A 16,061-nucleotide genomic window follows, 5' to 3' on the forward strand; every position below is an offset into this window, starting at 1 on the left:
CGTCCAAACATCCCGCGCCCCGGCTTACCCCCGGGGCGTTTCTTCTTGCGGCAGGGTCAGACGGCTGCGGGCAACTCGCCGTCCGCCGCGGCCTGGGCCTTCCGCAAGGCTTGAAGAAGATCGTTCGGCCGAAACGGCTTTTGCAGGCAGACGACGTTGCCGAGGTGGGGCGATTGTTCCATGAAATCCAGCGCCGTCATTCCCGACACGGCAACGATCGGGAGGCTTGGGGCCAGCTCGCGCAGCGTCGCGATGACTTCGACGCCGCTGGTGTCGCCGAGGAAAATGTCCACGATTGCCGCATCGAAGGGGGCCTCGGCGAAGGCGTTCACCCCGCCCGCGCCGCTCTCGGCCTCGACGACTTCGTACCGGTTGACACGCAGCACGATCGCAAGCATCGCCCGGACGTCCTTCTGGTCGTCGATGATGAGAATGCGAGGCATGGGGAACAACTCCCGGATCTCGAAGTCAAAATCGCCTGATTCAAACCTGGAACCCGAAGCATCGGGAGGGCATTATGGCACCGTCCAGTAAAGCGCATCTTACCCGATCCCCAGTGCGCTCCCAGCAAAATTAAGTAATCTGTAACCTTCGGTTGAGTCGCGGCGGGTTTTGTCATGATGCGTGCCCGGAACCCGCTACCATGGACGGAAACCAATTGGGCCAAATGAGATTGGCGGAGATGCTCAAGACCGATCTGCGAGAGCTGGACGTCGGCGCGACCACCGATCGAAGCACATTCCTGTCGACGTTGCCTGCAACCCCGACAGACCGCGCCGCAGCATTTGCGATCGTCGGCGTCTCCGCGATCGTGTTCGCGTTGGCCGTCCCCTTCGCTGGTATCCCGCTGCTGCCGGTGCCAGCCTTCGTCGCGAGCTATCAATCCGCCCTCGCCGTCGCAGACATCGTCACCGCGGTCCTGCTGCTGTCGCAATTTGCGGTGCTCCGGACCCGTGCGCTGCTCGTGCTCGCGACGGGCTATCTGTTCACCGCCGCGGCCGCCATACTCCATGCCCTCACCTTCCCCGGACTTTTTTCCCCGACTGGATTGCTGGGGGCCGGCCAGCAGACCACCGTCTGGCTCTACATGATCTGGCACGGCGGCTTCCCGCTCTGCGTGCTCGCCTATGCCTGGCTGAAGGAGGCCGATGGCGGTGCCCGGATCGCTGGCTCGGCAAGCAGGGCGATCTACGCCAGCATTCTCGGCGTCGTCGCGGCCATGATCGTTTTCGCCTGGATCGTCACCGCCCAGCACGATTTGCTCCCGGTGCTGCTGCGCGATGGCCGTTACACGCAGATCATGATCGGCGTGGTATCCTTCGTTTGGTCCCTGAGCTTCGCCGCGCTGGTCTCGCTGTGGTTCCGGCGGCCGCACTCGATCATCGACGCCTGGCTCATGGTCGTGATGTGCGCCTGGCTGTTCGACATCGCGCTGTCGGCGATCGTCAACGTCGCGCGCTTCGATCTCGGCTTCTACGCCGGCCGCCTTTACGGCCTGTGCGCGTCGACCTTCGTGCTTGCGGTGCTTCTGATCGAAAACGTCCGCCTCCAGGCCCAGACGGTGGGCCTCGTCGGCAAGCTGCGTCAGCAGTCGGCGCTCGATCGCGACTATTACGGCAAGCGCCTTGCGCTATACGGCGCCGTCGTCGAATCAGCCAATGACGCCATCATCACGAAGACGCTCGACGGTATCATCACGGGCTGGAACAAGGCCGCCGAACATCTGTTCGGCTTTTCCGCCGCGGAGGCCGTCGGCCAGCCGATCGACATCATCGTCCCGGAGGACCGCAAGGCCGAGGTCAGGGGCATCCTGAACCGGGTCGGCGGCAACGAAACGATCGCCCAGCACGAGACGGTCCGCATCCGCAAGGACGGCCGCCCGCTCGACGTGGTTCTCAATGTGTCTCCGCTCAAATCAGACAACGGAAAGATCATCGGCGCGTCCAAGATCGCCCACGACATCACGGAAGAGAAGCAGGCGCGGGAGAAACTGCGCCGCGAGATCGAGGAGCGGGAGCGCATCTTCGAGACCTCGCAGGACCTGATCCTGGTCACCGACGGCTTCGGCAATTTCATCCAGGTCAGCCCGAGCGTGAAGACCATCCTCGGTCTCAACCCGGACGACATGATCGGGCACAGCGCGACCGAGTTCATTCATCCCGACGACCTCGAGAAGACACGGGACGAGATGCGCGCGGCGCGGCGTGGCGCGGTCAAGCGCAGCTTCGAGGCGCGCTACTACCATGACGATGGTCACGAGGTCACGCTGAACTGGATGGGCACCTGGTCCGACCCGGTGAAGCGGCATTTCTTCATCGGCCGCGACCTCACCGAGAAGCAGGCCGCCGAGGCCCAGTTCAGGCAGGTCCAGAAGATGGATTCCATCGGTCAATTGACCGGTGGTGTCGCCCACGACTTTAATAATGTGCTGACCGTCATCACCGGCACGATCGGCATTCTGTCGGACGCGGTGGCCGACCGTCCTGAGCTCGCCGCCATCACCAAGCTGATCGACGACGCCGCCGAGCGCGGCGCGCAACTGACCAAGCATTTGCTCGCCTTCGCCCGCAAGCAGCCGCTCCAGCCGCGCGAGATCGACGTCAACGCATTGATGCTCGAGGCCGCGAAGCTGCTGCATCCGACGCTCGGCGAGCAAATCACCATCATGCCGCAGCTTACCGAGGATGCGTGGCCGGCATTGGTCGACCCCGGTCAGCTTTCCACCGCGATCCTCAATCTTGCGCTGAACGCGCGCGATGCCATGCCCGACGGCGGCACGCTGGTGCTGGAGACCCGTAACATCTTCCTCGACGACGGCTATGCCAGCATGAATCCCGACGTGCTCGCCGGCAACTACGTGATGATCGCCGTCAGCGACACCGGCTCCGGAATCCCGACGGGGTTGATCGACCGCGTGTTCGACCCCTTCTTCACCACCAAGGAGGTCGGCAAGGGGACCGGCCTCGGGCTCAGCATGGTGTTCGGCTTCGTCAAGCAATCCGGCGGCCACATCAAGATCTACAGCGAGGAAGGCCACGGCACGAGCGTGAAGATCTACCTGCCGCGCTCGAGCGGCGTGCAGGAGACCGAGTACGAGGTGCTCCAGAACGTGCCCATCACCGGCGGCAACGAGAAGATTTTGATCGTCGAGGACGACGCGCTGGTCCGGCAATACGTCGTGACCCAGATCAAGAGCCTCGGTTACGCCGCCCTCGAAGCCGCCAACGCGGCCGAAGCCCTCGTCATCATCGACGCCGACAAGGACATCGACCTGCTGTTCACGGACGTCATCATGCCGGGCAACATGAACGGCCGCCAGCTCGCCGATGAGGCGGCTCGGCGCCGTCCCGACCTGAAGACGCTGTTCACCTCGGGCTATACCGAAAATGCCATCGTCCACCACGGCCGGCTCGATTCCGGGGTGCTGCTGCTGGCAAAGCCCTACCGCAAGTCCGAACTCGCCAAGATGCTCAGGACCGCGCTCGCCGGTTGAGCCTGCGGCATCCCTGCGCTATCGCTGAAGCGAGCTCCTTTCAGCCGGCGAGGCCAACCTTGAAAAATCTGCTCACCGATATCGCCGGCGTCCGCGTCGGCCATGCCGAGGATGCGAAAGCGGCCACCGGCACGACCGCGATCGTCTTCGATGCGCCTGCGGTTGCGGCGATCGACGTTCGCGGCGGCGGACCCGGCACGCGCGAGGACGCATTGCTCGACCTTGCCAGCACGCAAGAACGGGTCGATGCGATCGCACTGTCCGGCGGCTCCGCCTATGGCATCGAGGCCGGGGGCGGCATCCAGGCCTGGCTTGCCGAACAAGGCCGCGGCTTGCGGATTCGCGAGGCGGTGATTCCGCTCGTGCCGGGTGCGATCATGTTCGACCTGCTCAACGGCGGCGACAAGGCCTGGGGACGCTTCGCGCCCTATCGCGATCTCGGTTACGAAGCGGCCGCAGCAGCAGGCCACGACTTCGCGCTGGGCAGCGTCGGCGCCGGCCTCGGAGCCACCACCGCGACCTTCAAGGGCGGGCTCGGGTCGGCTTCGGCAGTGCTGGCCAACGGCATCAAGGTCGCCGCGATCATCGTCGTCAACGCGGTCGGCAGCGCAACCGTCGGCGAGGGACCCTGGTTCTGGGCGGCGCCGTTCGAGGAGAATGGCGAGTTCGGCGGGCGCGGCCTGCCGCCCGCCTTCACCCCGGACATGCTGGCGATGCGCATCAAGGGCGGTCCCGCCGCGAGTGCGCGCGAGAACACCACGATCGGTCTCGTCGTCACCGACGCGACGCTGACCAAGGCTCAAGCCAAGCGGCTTGCGATGATCGCGCATACAGGGTTTGCCCGCGCCATCTATCCGGTGCATGCCCCGACCGACGGCGATGTGCTGTTCGCCGCGGCGACCTGCGACAAGCCGATCGAGCCGCTGGTCGGCCTCACCGAGCTCGGCACCGTCGCCGCCAACGTGGTCGCGCGTGCGATCGCGCGGGGCATCTACAGTGCAAGCGCGCTGCCGTTTGCGGGCGCGCTGCCGGCGTGGAAGGACCGGTTCGGCTAGCGCGTGATCCGGAGAAGTGCGACGCGGTTTTCCGAACAGATCATGCTCAGACTAGCCGCAGGCAAGGCTAGACGCTCATCGACATCGATGAGGCCGTTGATCCCGCTGAAGCCTGCGCCTGGCGCTGCATCATCTGTCCGAACCAGTCGTAGGGCGAATTGCCGCCGCCGTTCGCATTCGAGGAGCTGGAAGCGCCCGGGACGGTCGTCGACATCTTGAAGCCGTCGGCATAGGTGACGGTGGTGGTGGTCGAGCCGTCGGCACCGGTCGTCGTGGTCGAGGTCGATCCGCCGCTCGATGACGAAGAAGAATCCGAGCCGCTGCCCGATCCGCCCGCACCTTGCGCGTGGTGGCCGTGATGGCCGTTCTTCAGCGCCTTCGACATCTCGTCCAGGCTGACGCTGCCGTCGGAATCCTTGTCCAGCTTCGAGAACACGTCGTCGGCCTGCGCCACATTGGTACCGCCGGCGCCGAGTGCATTCTCGAATTCGGACTTGGTGATGCTGCCGTCGCCGTCCGCATCGATCTGCGAGAACAGGTCCTTGAGCGCAGCATCCCGGCTCGTCGAGGCCGAGGAGGTCGAACTCGCCGAGGTCGAGCTGGTGGCGCTGCTGGTGCTGTTCGAGGACTGGCTTTGCGCCGCGAGCAGCGCGCTCATCGTCTCCGGCGCGATCTGCGGACAATTGCCCGAATTGACCGACGAGGTCGCGCCGCTGGTCGTGCTGCTGCTGCTGCTGCTGCTGCTGCTGCTGCTGCTGCTGCTGCTGCTGCTGCTGCCGCTGTCGATCGCGAACGGATTGGTCGCGCCTTGCGAAGTCCCGGTCTTATGCGTCGCCGACGACGATTTCGAATTCGTCAGCGACTGGATCGCGTCGAGCGCGCTCGATACGGCCCCAAGAGCGAACAACATTGCACAAACTCCAAACGATGCGGCGCGCCGCAGCCAATGTTCTGGCGGTAAAGTCAGCAAGCACCGTGCCAGCGCAAAAAGCTCAATGAAATCCGCCTTCACCGCGCTTGATGCGTCCCGGAAACACCGGCAATTCATGCCGGTCACGGCAGAAATTTCCGCCCACAGGAAGCACGCCTGCCCTGCATTGCCCGGCTGAGAGGCCCATGTTAGGCGAGGTTCATCTTTCACGGCCGCCACGGGAAACCGCGCCATGACCCAAGCCTTCAGCCCCCGCCCCCTGGCAATCGCGCCCTCGATCCTGGCATCGGATTTCTCGAGGCTCGGCGAGGAGGTGCGCGCGGTGGACGCCGCCGGCGCCGACTGGATCCATCTCGACGTGATGGACGGGCATTTCGTTCCCAACATCTCCTATGGCCCGGACGTCATCAAGGCGATGCGCCCGCACACCAGGAAGATCTTCGATGCGCATCTGATGATCTCGCCCTGCGATCCCTATCTGGAGGCTTTCGCGAAAGCCGGCTGCGACCACATCACGGTGCATGCGGAGGCCGGTCCCCACCTGCACCGCTCGCTCCAGGCGATCCGCGCGCTCGGCAAGAAGGCCGGCGTCTCGCTCAATCCGGGCACGCCGATCAGCGTGCTCGAATACGTGCTCGACCTGGTCGACCTCGTGCTGGTGATGTCGGTCAATCCCGGCTTTGGCGGCCAGGCCTTCATCCCCTCCGCGATCGGCAAGATCCGCGACATCCGCGCGATGACGGCGGGCCGTCCGATCGACATCGAGGTCGACGGCGGCGTCGGTCCCGACGTCGCGGCTTCGCTGGCGGCGGCCGGCGCCAACGCCTTCGTCGCCGGCACTTCCGTGTTCAGGGGCGGCACGCAGGACGCCTACAAGACCAACATCGCCGCGATCCGCAACGCCGCCGCCGGCGCGCGCGGCGAGGCGATCTGAGGCCTCACGCGCAGCTCCGCAGAGGTGCGGCTTCCACGGGCGTTGCGGCGCGCAATGCCTAAAATTGCAACCTTGATCCGTACTCCTCCGGACTTCCCTGATTCGCGCAAATCACCGCTAGTGATTCTTGCCTGTTTTCACGGGAGCACATCATGACGACGACCCTGGTTTGGACTGGCGTGGCGTTGTGGATCGGTTTTTGTGCGTTTGTTGTGTTTGGCCCATCGGCCGGACCGGTGAAGGCCCCGGCGCGTTCCGCCCGCATCTCTCACGCGCGACTCCGCCGGGGTTGATGCCATGGAAATCTCGCTCGTGAAGCGTCAGCCGAAGCGCAGGTGTCGCATCCCGCGGCGCCCGCATCCGAGCCTCGACTATTTCTTCGGTCGGCTCGAACGCACCGAAGGCGAGATGCGCGACGACACCGGGCCGGAAACGGCGGATCCGGATCACCCGCTCCGGTCGCCGCGCCGGCATTGAAATCCTTTCTGGACCAAGCCCGATGAAACCGCATTGCCCGAACTGCCTGAAGGAAATGACCAAGGCATCCGCGTCGCGCAACCTCTTCAATTGCGAGCCCTGCCGCGAGATCATCCAGTATTTCGGCGGCAGCGCCGATCACGGCGAGCCGGGCCCGCAATTCTCCTGGCCGATCCGCCGCAAGCGCTCCGTTCACGCCGCCCACGCGGCCTGATCCCTTCCAGGATCCGGAACCGGCCCCTACCCGGCCTCCTCATCGGCGTCCGCAGCCATCCGCGGCGGCCGCACCACGGTGACGGTGCAGGCCGCTTCCGCAGCCACCTTGGCCGAAACGCTGCCGAGCAGCGTGCGCCTGAACGAGCCCTGCCGCGCCCCGATGATGAGGTGGTCGACATGGTTGACCTCGGCGAATTCCAGGATCGCCGCGGCGGGATCCACCGCCTCCAGCACATGAGCCGACAGCCGGCTCTCGTCCAGCTTCAGCGGCGTGGCCCAATGCCGGAGCGCCACCAGGCGGTCGATATGCTTGTTGGAGCCCTGCTCGTCCAGGGTCCGGTCGATTGCGATGCGGTTGAGCTTGAGCACGTTGAGGCAGGCAAGCCGCGCCGACGGCAGCGTGGCGAGAATGCGCTCGGTGGTGACACGCAGCGCCTCGTTCAGCTCGGGCTCGCCTTCCGCCGTGTCGAGCGCGACCGCGAGGATCGGACTCGATGCGATCTGGGCTGCGACATCTGATTTCGCACGCGGCGCCATGACGCCCTGGTTGAAGCGCCGCCGCCAGGCGATGCTGAGGGGATCGCGCTTCATCCGCTCCGAGCGCGTCGTGAGCCTGATTTGGTCCGGATGGGTCAGATCGAAGGCGAGCTGGGACGCAGTCGGATAGCGCCGCACCGGCTCGATCTCGAGGCACCGCAGCCCCACCTCCTGGAGCCAGGGCGGATAATCGGCGCGAAGTGCGCGCGGCGGATGCGGATCGCGCCACAGCCGGCGCCGCATCGCGCGCAGCGTCTCGCCCTCTCCGAACGGCCGCTCGCCCGTCGTGAAGAAATAAAGCAGCACGCCGAGCGAGAACAGATCGCTGCGCGGATCGTCCCGGACGCCGAGCAGCCGCTCGGGTGCCATGTAGGGCGCGGTGCCGTAAGGCAGGCGGAATTCCTCCTGCAGCAGATCGGGCAGATGGTTGTGGTGCGACAGGCCATAGTCGATCAGCACCGCCTCGCCGCTGTCGCGGAACATGATGCTGCTCGGCTTGATGTCGTGATGGATCACGTTCTGCCGGTGCAGGTCGGCGAGCCCCGTCGCGATCCTGGCAACCAGCAGCCTGGCCTCGTCATACGGCAGCGGCAGGTCTGGCAGCCGCTTGTAGAGCGTGGTCCCGGGGATGCGCTCGATCACGGCATAGGCCTGGTGGGCGAAATCGCCGGTGCCGAAACACGTGGGCACGTGCGGCCCCGCAAGGCGCGGCAGGATCATCATCTCCATCTCGAAGGAGACGATCGCGGCGGGGTCTTCGCCCTCCGACACCCGCGGAATCTTCATCAGCAGCGGCACGTCGATACCGGGATGGGTGACGGTCCACAGCGTCGCCATGCCGCCGGCATGGACGCATTCGCCGATGGTATAGCCGTCGATCTTGGCGCCTGATTTGACCAGGGGTTTGGGCATCGGCCTCTAGCGCCCCTGCGACAGCCGGTCGGCGAGCCAATGCGGCAGGCCGTTCTCGCGGATCCGGTTCGCGGCCGTCTCGATGTCATAGGGCGCGCGGCAATAGGTGATCTGGCACGAGACCGTGTCGAACAGCACGAAGGCCGCGGATGGATCGCCATCGCGGGGCTGGCCGACCGAGCCGAGCACCGCAAGCCATTGCCGCCCGCGCAGGAGCTGCACCGGGACGTCGGTCTTGGGCACGAAGCTCGTCATCTTCGCCGTCACCGACATCGAGTAGAGCGCCGGACGATGGATGTGGCCGCAGAACGTGACATGGGCGGGCGTCGCGATCAGGCTCTTGGCGGCATCCGCCGTCGATCGGACATAGTGCCAGCGCTGCGGGCTGGAGGCTTCCGAATGCACGAACAGACGGTCGCTGTCCTGCACCAGCATCGGCAACTCCGCCAGGAACCGCCGCTGCACGGCATCGAGCCGGCCGCGGGTCCATTCGATCGCGACTTGAGCCTCCGCATTCATGGTCTCGGCCGAGGAATTGACCGCCTGGTCATGATTGCCGCGCACGGCGACGGCGCCCTGCGCAACCAGCTCCATCGCGGTATCCACGACCCATTCCGGATCGGCGCCATAGCCGACGAAATCCCCGAGCAGGATGAATCGCTCCGCCCCTCTCGCCCGTGCGAGCTTCAGGCACGCCTCGAGCGCCTGCCGGTTGCCGTGGATATCCGAGAAGACCGCGAGAAGCACACACCCTCCACCCTCAGGTTCTTATCGAAAGCCGATAAGGCCAAATTGAGGGAGGTCAACATGCGCCAGCGCGGCGCGGTTTTCCAGCGCGCCTCTGCGGCGATGGTGAAGAGCCTATTGCTCGTCCTTCGGCGGCATCCGGGGCGGCGGCAGCGGGGTGAACGCGATGCCTTGCGCGCCGGCGGGCGGAGCGTTGAATTCGCCGGTCGAGGAATCGCCGCCACTGGTCTCCAGGATGGTTTTTGGCGTCACGTATTCCCGGACCATGTCGATCAGCGAGCCCTCGCCGCCACCGAAATCTGCCGCGCGGCCGCCCTGCAGATGGCCGGCCGCGATCTCGTTTTGCGCGGCGTGGGTCTTGTCGGCCAGCCTGTCGTCGTAGGGCACGCGGAACGCCCGGGGGATGCCGCTGGGGCGATTGTCCTCATCCAGCTGTTCGACCCACAGATAGATCGAGCCGGGATCGCCCTCCAGCGAATGCGGCTCGACGATGCGGGCCTGCAGCAGCTTGAACGAGGTTGGCAACCGGTCGGCGCTCGCCCAGCCGAGCAGCCCGCGCATTTCGGTGAAGCTGACGACATAGAAGGCGCTGGTCACGACCACCGCGACCGCCTTCAGCGACCAGTGCAGCCGCGCATAGACCAGCACGACCAGCAGCAGCGCGCCGATCACGGCGTAGGCGATCGACAGCGTCAGGATGACCGTCTGCAGACTAGTCACGGCGCACCCTCGCAGCGTTCCTGCTCACCCCGGTGTTCGGATCGAGATCGGCGCCGTTGCGCCAGCCGCTGCGGAACGTCTCCAGCAACGATTTCGGCCGCTGGTCCACATTGACGACCTTGCCCTCGGCATCGAGCCGGAACCGCACCGCGGTCTTCTCGTCGCCGGTGTGGTCGAGCGTGAACTTGTTGTCGAACACCACCTGCGCCGTCGGATTGAGTTTTTGTACTTTCACATTGGCCGTCACAGGCTCGCCGGTCGTTGCGGCGAAATGCGAGACGTTGACGGTGTATTCGCCCGGCACGATGCCGCGCACCGTGACGATCTCCTCGCGGATGGGGGAAGCGATCTTCTTGCCGGCGACCATGATGAAGTCGTTGGCCCCGCCGCGGTCGTCGCGGTCGAGGGTCAGGAAGCCGGCCTCGCGGTGGCGATACCAGGCGATGTTGCCGGCGGGATCCTGCACGAACAGGTCGAGATCGTCGGGGTGACTGTCCGGCCAGTCCAGCGTGATCATGAACTCCGCCTTGGAATCGATCTTGCCGTCCTTGGCGTCCGGGGAGACCGCGAGCAGTGCCAGGAAGAACAGGAACGCGATCACCTGGAGCGCCTTGAACAGCATCACGCCCAGCGGATCGAACGGCTCCTCGCGCGGATAGAGGCCGAAATCATCCATCATGACGGGGTTCCGGCGCCCTTGATTCCAGCCCCCTTGCGCTCCAGCTCCGGGGTCACATAGGTCTCGGTCAGCACCACCGCATCCGAGAACACCCGCTGGGTCGCGGCATCCAGCATGTAGTACTGGATGCGAACCAGGATCGAGCCGACGAGGCCCGCGAGCGTCGTGTACATCGCGACCGCCATGCCATCGCTCATCAGCCCCATCGAGGAACGCATCGCGACCTTATCGGCGGCATCCAGCCCCGCGATCGGCGCCAGCATGATGATGAAGCCGATGATGGTGCCGAGCAGGCCGAGCTTCATCAGCGTATCCGAGACGAAGGCCCCGAAGCCGTTGGAGCCGCGCAGCCGATCGGCGAGCGTCCGCAGCAGCAGCGTCTGGTCGACCGGCCGGAAATCCTGCGCGGTCGCTTTCGTCACGAGGCTCTCGATGTGGTCCCGGACCAGCCCGCGCGGCAACACGTTCGCTCCGGCATCGAGCGCCTTGCTGCCGTCGGGTGCCGCGAGCACCGCGCGGCAGCGCCGCGCCGCCGCGCCTTCACGGGCGATCGCCCGCGTGCGCAGGAAGCAGTGGCCGCAGGTGAGGACATAGAGCAGCGCGATCACGCTGGAAATGTAGGTCCGGTCCGAGGTCAGCATCAGACGGATCAGGCCGAACCGCCACAGCAGCACGACGGCGAAGATAGAAAGCCCGGTGAAGATCATCCAGAACAGCAGCGCGCTGCGCTCGGATGGGTCGGCAGCAGGCCCCGCGATCGGTCCAATCGTCATCGAACTCATGCTGCGCTGCTCCCGGCTTGCAGGGACTGGTCCCGCAACGATTCCACATCCAATAGATCAAAGCCGCCGCACCCGGTCCAAAGAGCCATGCCCAATCCGGCTTGGGAAATTTGCCCGAGCTGCCACTCTGCCAAACCCTGCAATTGGCAAGGCGCAGCGGCGTTGTTAGGCTGACCCTACCAAATGTCGGGGATGATCGCATGCGCCTCGTGCTCCAGCTTGTCGCCCGTCTGCTTCTCATCGTCGCGCTCTGTCTTGGCGCTGCGACCGTCTGGGCCACGTTCGACGCCTATCGCAGCGTCGACCGGGCGACTGCGGCTTCGGCGCAGCGGGTCGCGCAGGCGCTTCAGGCCCTGTACTGGCGCGAATTCTTGTTGCGCAGCAGCAGAACACGCGAGCAGCTTTTGCCGGTTCCGGAGTGGCGCACGCTGGAGACCATGAAGCTGATCTCGGCCGGCGTTTGCGTCGAGTTCCAGCCGACCATTGCATTCGAAAGGCCGCTGTGTGGCCAGAGCGAGGGGCTGGGCAAGACGCCGCCGCGCTGGTTCGCATCGATCGTGCCGACTTTCCTCGGCAGCCACGCCGAAGTCATACGGCCGGTCAGTCCCCGGGCGGCGGCCGCCGGAACGGTGGTCGCGACGCCGGATGAAGCAGCAGCCATCTTGCTCGCCTGGGAGTACATCCTCAACGTGATCGACGTCGCGCTTTTGATGGCGGCGGCAATCGCGCTCCTGGCTTCGCTTGCGATCGCGCATGCACTGGCGCCGGCGCGCACGATCGTGATCGCATTGCAGCGCATGGCGCGCGGCCAGTACCGCACCAAGCTGCCGCGCTTCCGCTCGATGGAGCTTGCGATGATCGGGGGCGCCGTCGGCGAGCTCGGCGGCCGGCTGGAGGAAGCCACCGAACAGCGCGCGGCACTCACAAGACGCCTGATCGAGATCCGCACCGACGAACGCCGCGCGCTCGCCCGCGAGCTGCACGACGAGTTCGGGCAAAATCTTTCCGCGATTCTCGCTTTCGCCAACACCATCGAGACCGCGATCACGAAGCAAAGCCGGGACAACGACATTGCGCAGGATGCCCGCATGATCTCGCAGGCGACCCATCATCTGATGGCCTCGCTGCGCGATGCGCTGAAGCGGCTGCGCAATCCCCTGCCCGAGGAGCTCGGGCTCGAGGCAAGCCTCGTCAATCTCGTCGACAGCTGGCGCTCGCAGAGCGCGGCGCGGCCGACGATCCAGCTCGATCTCAGGGGCGACCTCACCGACATCAGCGGCCCGGCCGCCGTCACCGTCTATCGCGTCGCGCAGGAATGCCTGACCAACGCGCTCCGCCACGGCGCGGCGCGCGAGATTTCCCTGCGCGTCGAGCGGCGCACGGGCGAGGACGACATGCTCCTGGTCCACGTCGAGGATGACGGTGGCGGCGATGCGGCGCGCGTGGCGCAGTCGGCCGGCTTCGGCCTCACCGGCATCCGCGAGCGGATCGCGGCGGCGGGCGGATCGCTGTCGATCCTGCCTGCGAGAGGCGGCCTCAGCGTTGCCGCCACCATCCCGCTCGCCGCGTGAGGCCGGGATGAGCGAAGTTGCGGCAACAGGAATCTCCGTGCTGCTGGTCGACGACCATCCGATCGTACGGCAGGGCTACCGGCGCGTGCTGGAGAGCCAGGGCGATCTGCGCGTCGTGGCGGAAGCCGACAACGCCGCGGATGCCTACGTCGCCTTCAAGGCCCACGATCCCGATGTCGTCGTGCTCGATATCTCGATGCCCGGCGCGAGCGGGCTGGAAGCGATCCGCAACATCCGCGCGCGCAGCCCGCGGGCGCGGATCCTCGTCTTCACCATGCACAACGAGGCCGTGCTGGTGAAAGCCGCCTTCAGTGCCGGTGCCTCCGGCTTCGTCACCAAGAGCAGCGAGCCGTCCGCCGTCGTGACCGCGATCCGCAGCGTTGCCCGCGGCGAACGCGCCATGAGCGACGACATCGCGCATATCCTGGCCGAGGACAGCCTGTCGGCGGGTTCAGTGCTGGATCAACTCGGTGAGCGCGAGATCGAGATCGTGCGCCAATTCGCCGGCGGCGCGACGACCGAGCAGATTGCCGCGCACCTCAATCTCAGCGTCAAGACGGTGCAGAACTATCACTATCTGATCAAGACCAAGACCGGCGCGCGAACGGACGCGCAGCTCGTGCGGCTGGCCGCGGCTTGCGGGCTCACGAAGATTTAGCTGGGAGCGTCAAGCCTTCAACCCGCGCAGCACCAGCGCCAGCGTCGCATCGACGCGTGCCGGCAAGTCCGCATCCTTCCACTCGTCGGCATGGGCCGGATGGTGGAAGCGGACGGTGGCATCGAAGATCGCGCGCGCCGTGACCTTGGCGTCGTCCACGGCGAACACGCCCTGCTTCACGCCGTCGGACAGGATCGCCCCGATCTGGTCGATCATGGTGTCCTTGTGGCACTTGACCGCCGCGCAGGCCTCGCGCGCCAGCGTCAGATAGGTCTCGAACATTTCGGGGTCGTCGAGCACGCGCGAACGCTTGGCTTCGAACAGCGTGCGGAGCCAGCGGTCGAGGCGCGCCGGTGCCGGCCCCTGCTCCTCGGCGATCGCCAGCAGCGGCGCATCGATGCGATCCAGCCAGCGTTTGGCGACGGCCTCGCGTAGCGAGGCCTTGCTCGGGAAATGGCGATAGACGCTGCCGTGGCTCACATCGAGCGCACGGGCAACGTCGACCACGGTGGCCTTGGCAAGTCCGTAGCGCCGCAGCACGTCCTCGGTGACTTCGAGGATTCGCTCCGGCGTCAGGATAACGGCTTCATTCATGCCAGCACCTTGTTCCCGTTGAGGGCCCAGTTACCCGGCGATGGAGCTGCTTCCGAAGCGCCCGTGCCGGTCGTTTCGGAAAGCTCTCGCCTTAATGAGGCAGTTTTGCAGCCTGCGCCGCGATCTGGCGCGCGACCAGTAAATTGAGCCAATGCCCAATCGTCCCGGTCAGATTGATGATTTCGGTCGTCATTGTCTTAAGTCTCCATTCGTCCGCGGTCCCCTCTCTTCAATTTCGCCCTTCGAACCGTATTTGTTTCGGATCTCGGGGCTTCCGGGGGTGGCCGCGGGACGCCCAATCGGAGCGTCCGGGAACGGATATACACGTCTCGCTGACAGATTTCAATATCTGTCAGTCAATGATCCGTGATTGACAGTTAATTTTTGAGACCCGGAGCTGGTGGCCCGCTTGCCGTGCCGCGCCCCGGGTCATGCTGCGGGCTGGTGCACCTCGCCGGCCTGATCGACAAGTTCCTGTGACACGGCGGAGGGTTACGGTACGCTCACCCACCTTAGAAGCTCATCATAAGAAACGGACCCTCCCCATGCCCATCGTCAACCGCATTGCCGCCCTCTCCGACGAAATGGCCGCCTGGCGCCATGACTTCCACGAGAACCCGGAGCTGCTCTACGAGGTCCACCGCACCGCCGGCATCGTCGCCGACAAGTTGCGCGAATTCGGCTGCGACGAGGTGGTGACGGGCATCGGCCGTACCGGCGTGGTCGGCGTGGTCCGCGGCCGGAAATCAGCCTCCGGCAAGACCATCGGCCTGCGCGCCGACATGGACGCGCTTCCGATCATGGAGACCTCGGGCGTGCCCTACGCCTCCAAGGTCGCCGGCAAGATGCACGCCTGCGGCCATGACGGCCACACCGCCATGCTGCTCGGCGCCGCCAAATATCTCGCCGAGACGCGCAATTTCGACGGCACTGCGATCATGATCTTCCAGCCCGCCGAGGAAGGCGGCGGCGGCGGCAAGGCCATGGTCGAGGACGGGCTGATGACGCGCTGGAACATCCAGGAAGTCTACGGCATGCACAACATGCCGGGCCTGCCCGAGGGCCATTTCGCGACCACGCCCGGCGCGATGCTCGCCTCCTCCGACAACATCCAGATCACGGTCCACGGCAAGGGCGGCCACGCCGGCGCGGGTCCGCACAAATCGGTCGACAGCGTGCTGATCGGTTCGCAGATCGTGGGCGCGCTGCAATCGATCGTCGCGCGCAACGTCGATCCGCTCAAATCGGCCGTCATCTCGATCACGCAATTTCATTCCGGCACGGCCTTCAACATCATTCCGGAGGTCGCCGAGCTCGGCGGCACCGTGCGCACGCTCGATCCCGAAGTGCGCGATCTGGTCGAGCGCCGCATCGGCGAGGTCGCCGAAAGCGTGGCGCGCGCCTATGGCGGCTCGGCGGAAACGAAATACACGCGGATGTATCCGGTGACGATGAACCATGCGCGCGAAGCCGGCCTCGCCGCCGACGTCGCCCGCGACATCGTCGGCGCCGAACGCGTCAACGACAAATTCATTCCGATGATGGGCGCCGAGGATTTCTCGTTCATGCTGGAGGCACGTCCCGGCGCGATGGTGCTGGTCGGCATGGGCGACGGCAACGAGTGCCACCACCCGGCCTACGTCTTCAACGACAACATCCTCGGCCACGGCGCGTCGTTTTGGGTGCGGCTGATCGAGACGCGGATGCCGACGGGGTAGCGCGGGTTGCAGGGTGGTACGCTTCGCTACGCCACCC

16 protein-coding genes are annotated in these 16,061 nt (G+C 65.7%); 8 read left to right on the plus strand and 8 right to left on the minus strand.

The window, feature by feature from the left end:
* Positions 1-56 precede the first annotated feature (56 nt).
* Positions 57-443, minus strand: coding sequence for a response regulator (locus OC450_RS25130; RefSeq protein WP_211385205.1), 387 nt, complete (start codon positions 441-443; stop codon positions 57-59).
* 239 nt (positions 444-682) lie between these two features.
* On the opposite strand from OC450_RS25130, the gene OC450_RS25135 reads away from it, so the two are divergent.
* The gene (locus OC450_RS25135) at positions 683-3,493 is read left to right on the plus strand and encodes a PAS domain S-box protein (RefSeq protein WP_262048857.1); all 2,811 of its coding nucleotides are present in this window, start codon (positions 683-685) and stop codon (positions 3,491-3,493) included.
* A gap of 59 nt (positions 3,494-3,552) precedes the next feature.
* Entirely contained in the window at positions 3,553-4,548 is a 996-nt protein-coding gene (locus tag OC450_RS25140; protein ID WP_211385207.1) for a P1 family peptidase, read from the plus strand.
* Between the two features lie 67 nt (positions 4,549-4,615).
* Here the strand turns inward: OC450_RS25140 and OC450_RS25145 are convergent, their stop codons facing one another.
* Positions 4,616-5,458, minus strand: coding sequence for an EF-hand domain-containing protein (locus tag OC450_RS25145; RefSeq protein WP_262048858.1), 843 nt, complete (start codon positions 5,456-5,458; stop codon positions 4,616-4,618).
* Between the two features lie 253 nt (positions 5,459-5,711).
* Between OC450_RS25145 and rpe the strand changes: the two genes are divergently transcribed.
* The 3 genes from rpe to OC450_RS25160 all read left to right on the plus strand — a co-directional run bounded on the left by rpe (position 5,712) and on the right by OC450_RS25160 (position 7,104).
* Entirely contained in the window at positions 5,712-6,413 is a 702-nt protein-coding gene (gene rpe, locus OC450_RS25150) for a ribulose-phosphate 3-epimerase (RefSeq protein WP_211385209.1), read from the plus strand.
* Between the two features lie 297 nt (positions 6,414-6,710).
* Positions 6,711-6,890, plus strand: coding sequence for a hypothetical protein (locus OC450_RS25155; RefSeq protein WP_211385210.1), 180 nt, complete (start codon positions 6,711-6,713; stop codon positions 6,888-6,890).
* A 22-nt stretch (positions 6,891-6,912) separates the two neighbouring features.
* Entirely contained in the window at positions 6,913-7,104 is a 192-nt protein-coding gene (locus tag OC450_RS25160; RefSeq protein ID WP_211385211.1) for a hypothetical protein, read from the plus strand.
* A 26-nt stretch (positions 7,105-7,130) separates the two neighbouring features.
* On the opposite strand, the gene OC450_RS25165 is transcribed toward OC450_RS25160, so the two are convergent.
* The 5 genes from OC450_RS25165 to OC450_RS25185 form a co-directional block, all read right to left on the minus strand.
* The gene (locus OC450_RS25165) at positions 7,131-8,555 is read right to left on the minus strand and encodes a serine/threonine protein kinase (protein ID WP_262048859.1); all 1,425 of its coding nucleotides are present in this window, start codon (positions 8,553-8,555) and stop codon (positions 7,131-7,133) included.
* Between the two features lie 6 nt (positions 8,556-8,561).
* Positions 8,562-9,302, minus strand: a complete 741-nt coding sequence (locus OC450_RS25170; RefSeq protein WP_211385213.1) for a metallophosphoesterase family protein — start codon at positions 9,300-9,302, stop codon at positions 8,562-8,564.
* A gap of 114 nt (positions 9,303-9,416) precedes the next feature.
* The gene (locus tag OC450_RS25175) at positions 9,417-10,022 is read right to left on the minus strand and encodes a hypothetical protein (RefSeq protein WP_211385214.1); all 606 of its coding nucleotides are present in this window, start codon (positions 10,020-10,022) and stop codon (positions 9,417-9,419) included.
* Positions 10,015-10,701: a hypothetical protein gene (locus tag OC450_RS25180; RefSeq protein ID WP_211385215.1), complete on the minus strand. Its 687-nt coding sequence runs from the start codon at positions 10,699-10,701 to the stop codon at positions 10,015-10,017. Before OC450_RS25180 ends, OC450_RS25175 begins: the two co-directional genes overlap by 8 nt.
* Complete coding sequence (locus tag OC450_RS25185) at positions 10,698-11,483, minus strand: MotA/TolQ/ExbB proton channel family protein (RefSeq protein ID WP_211385216.1); 786 nt, start codon at positions 11,481-11,483, stop codon at positions 10,698-10,700. Before OC450_RS25185 ends, OC450_RS25180 begins: the two co-directional genes overlap by 4 nt.
* A gap of 200 nt (positions 11,484-11,683) precedes the next feature.
* On the opposite strand from OC450_RS25185, the gene OC450_RS25190 reads away from it, so the two are divergent.
* Entirely contained in the window at positions 11,684-13,054 is a 1,371-nt protein-coding gene (locus OC450_RS25190) for a sensor histidine kinase (protein WP_262048860.1), read from the plus strand.
* Positions 13,055-13,061: 7 nt separating this feature from the next.
* Positions 13,062-13,712 (plus strand): response regulator transcription factor, encoded by a 651-nt coding sequence (locus OC450_RS25195; RefSeq protein ID WP_211385218.1) that lies wholly within the window; start codon positions 13,062-13,064, stop codon positions 13,710-13,712.
* A gap of 9 nt (positions 13,713-13,721) precedes the next feature.
* On the opposite strand, the gene OC450_RS25200 is transcribed toward OC450_RS25195, so the two are convergent.
* Positions 13,722-14,306, minus strand: coding sequence for a TetR family transcriptional regulator (locus tag OC450_RS25200; RefSeq protein ID WP_211385219.1), 585 nt, complete (start codon positions 14,304-14,306; stop codon positions 13,722-13,724).
* 545 nt (positions 14,307-14,851) lie between these two features.
* Here OC450_RS25200 and OC450_RS25205 point away from each other — a divergent pair.
* Entirely contained in the window at positions 14,852-16,024 is a 1,173-nt protein-coding gene (locus OC450_RS25205) for a M20 aminoacylase family protein (protein ID WP_262048861.1), read from the plus strand.
* Positions 16,025-16,061 lie beyond the last annotated feature (37 nt).

Source organism: Bradyrhizobium sp. Bra78 (genome assembly GCF_024519855.1).
Lineage (GTDB): Bacteria > Pseudomonadota > Alphaproteobacteria > Rhizobiales > Xanthobacteraceae > Bradyrhizobium > Bradyrhizobium japonicum_G.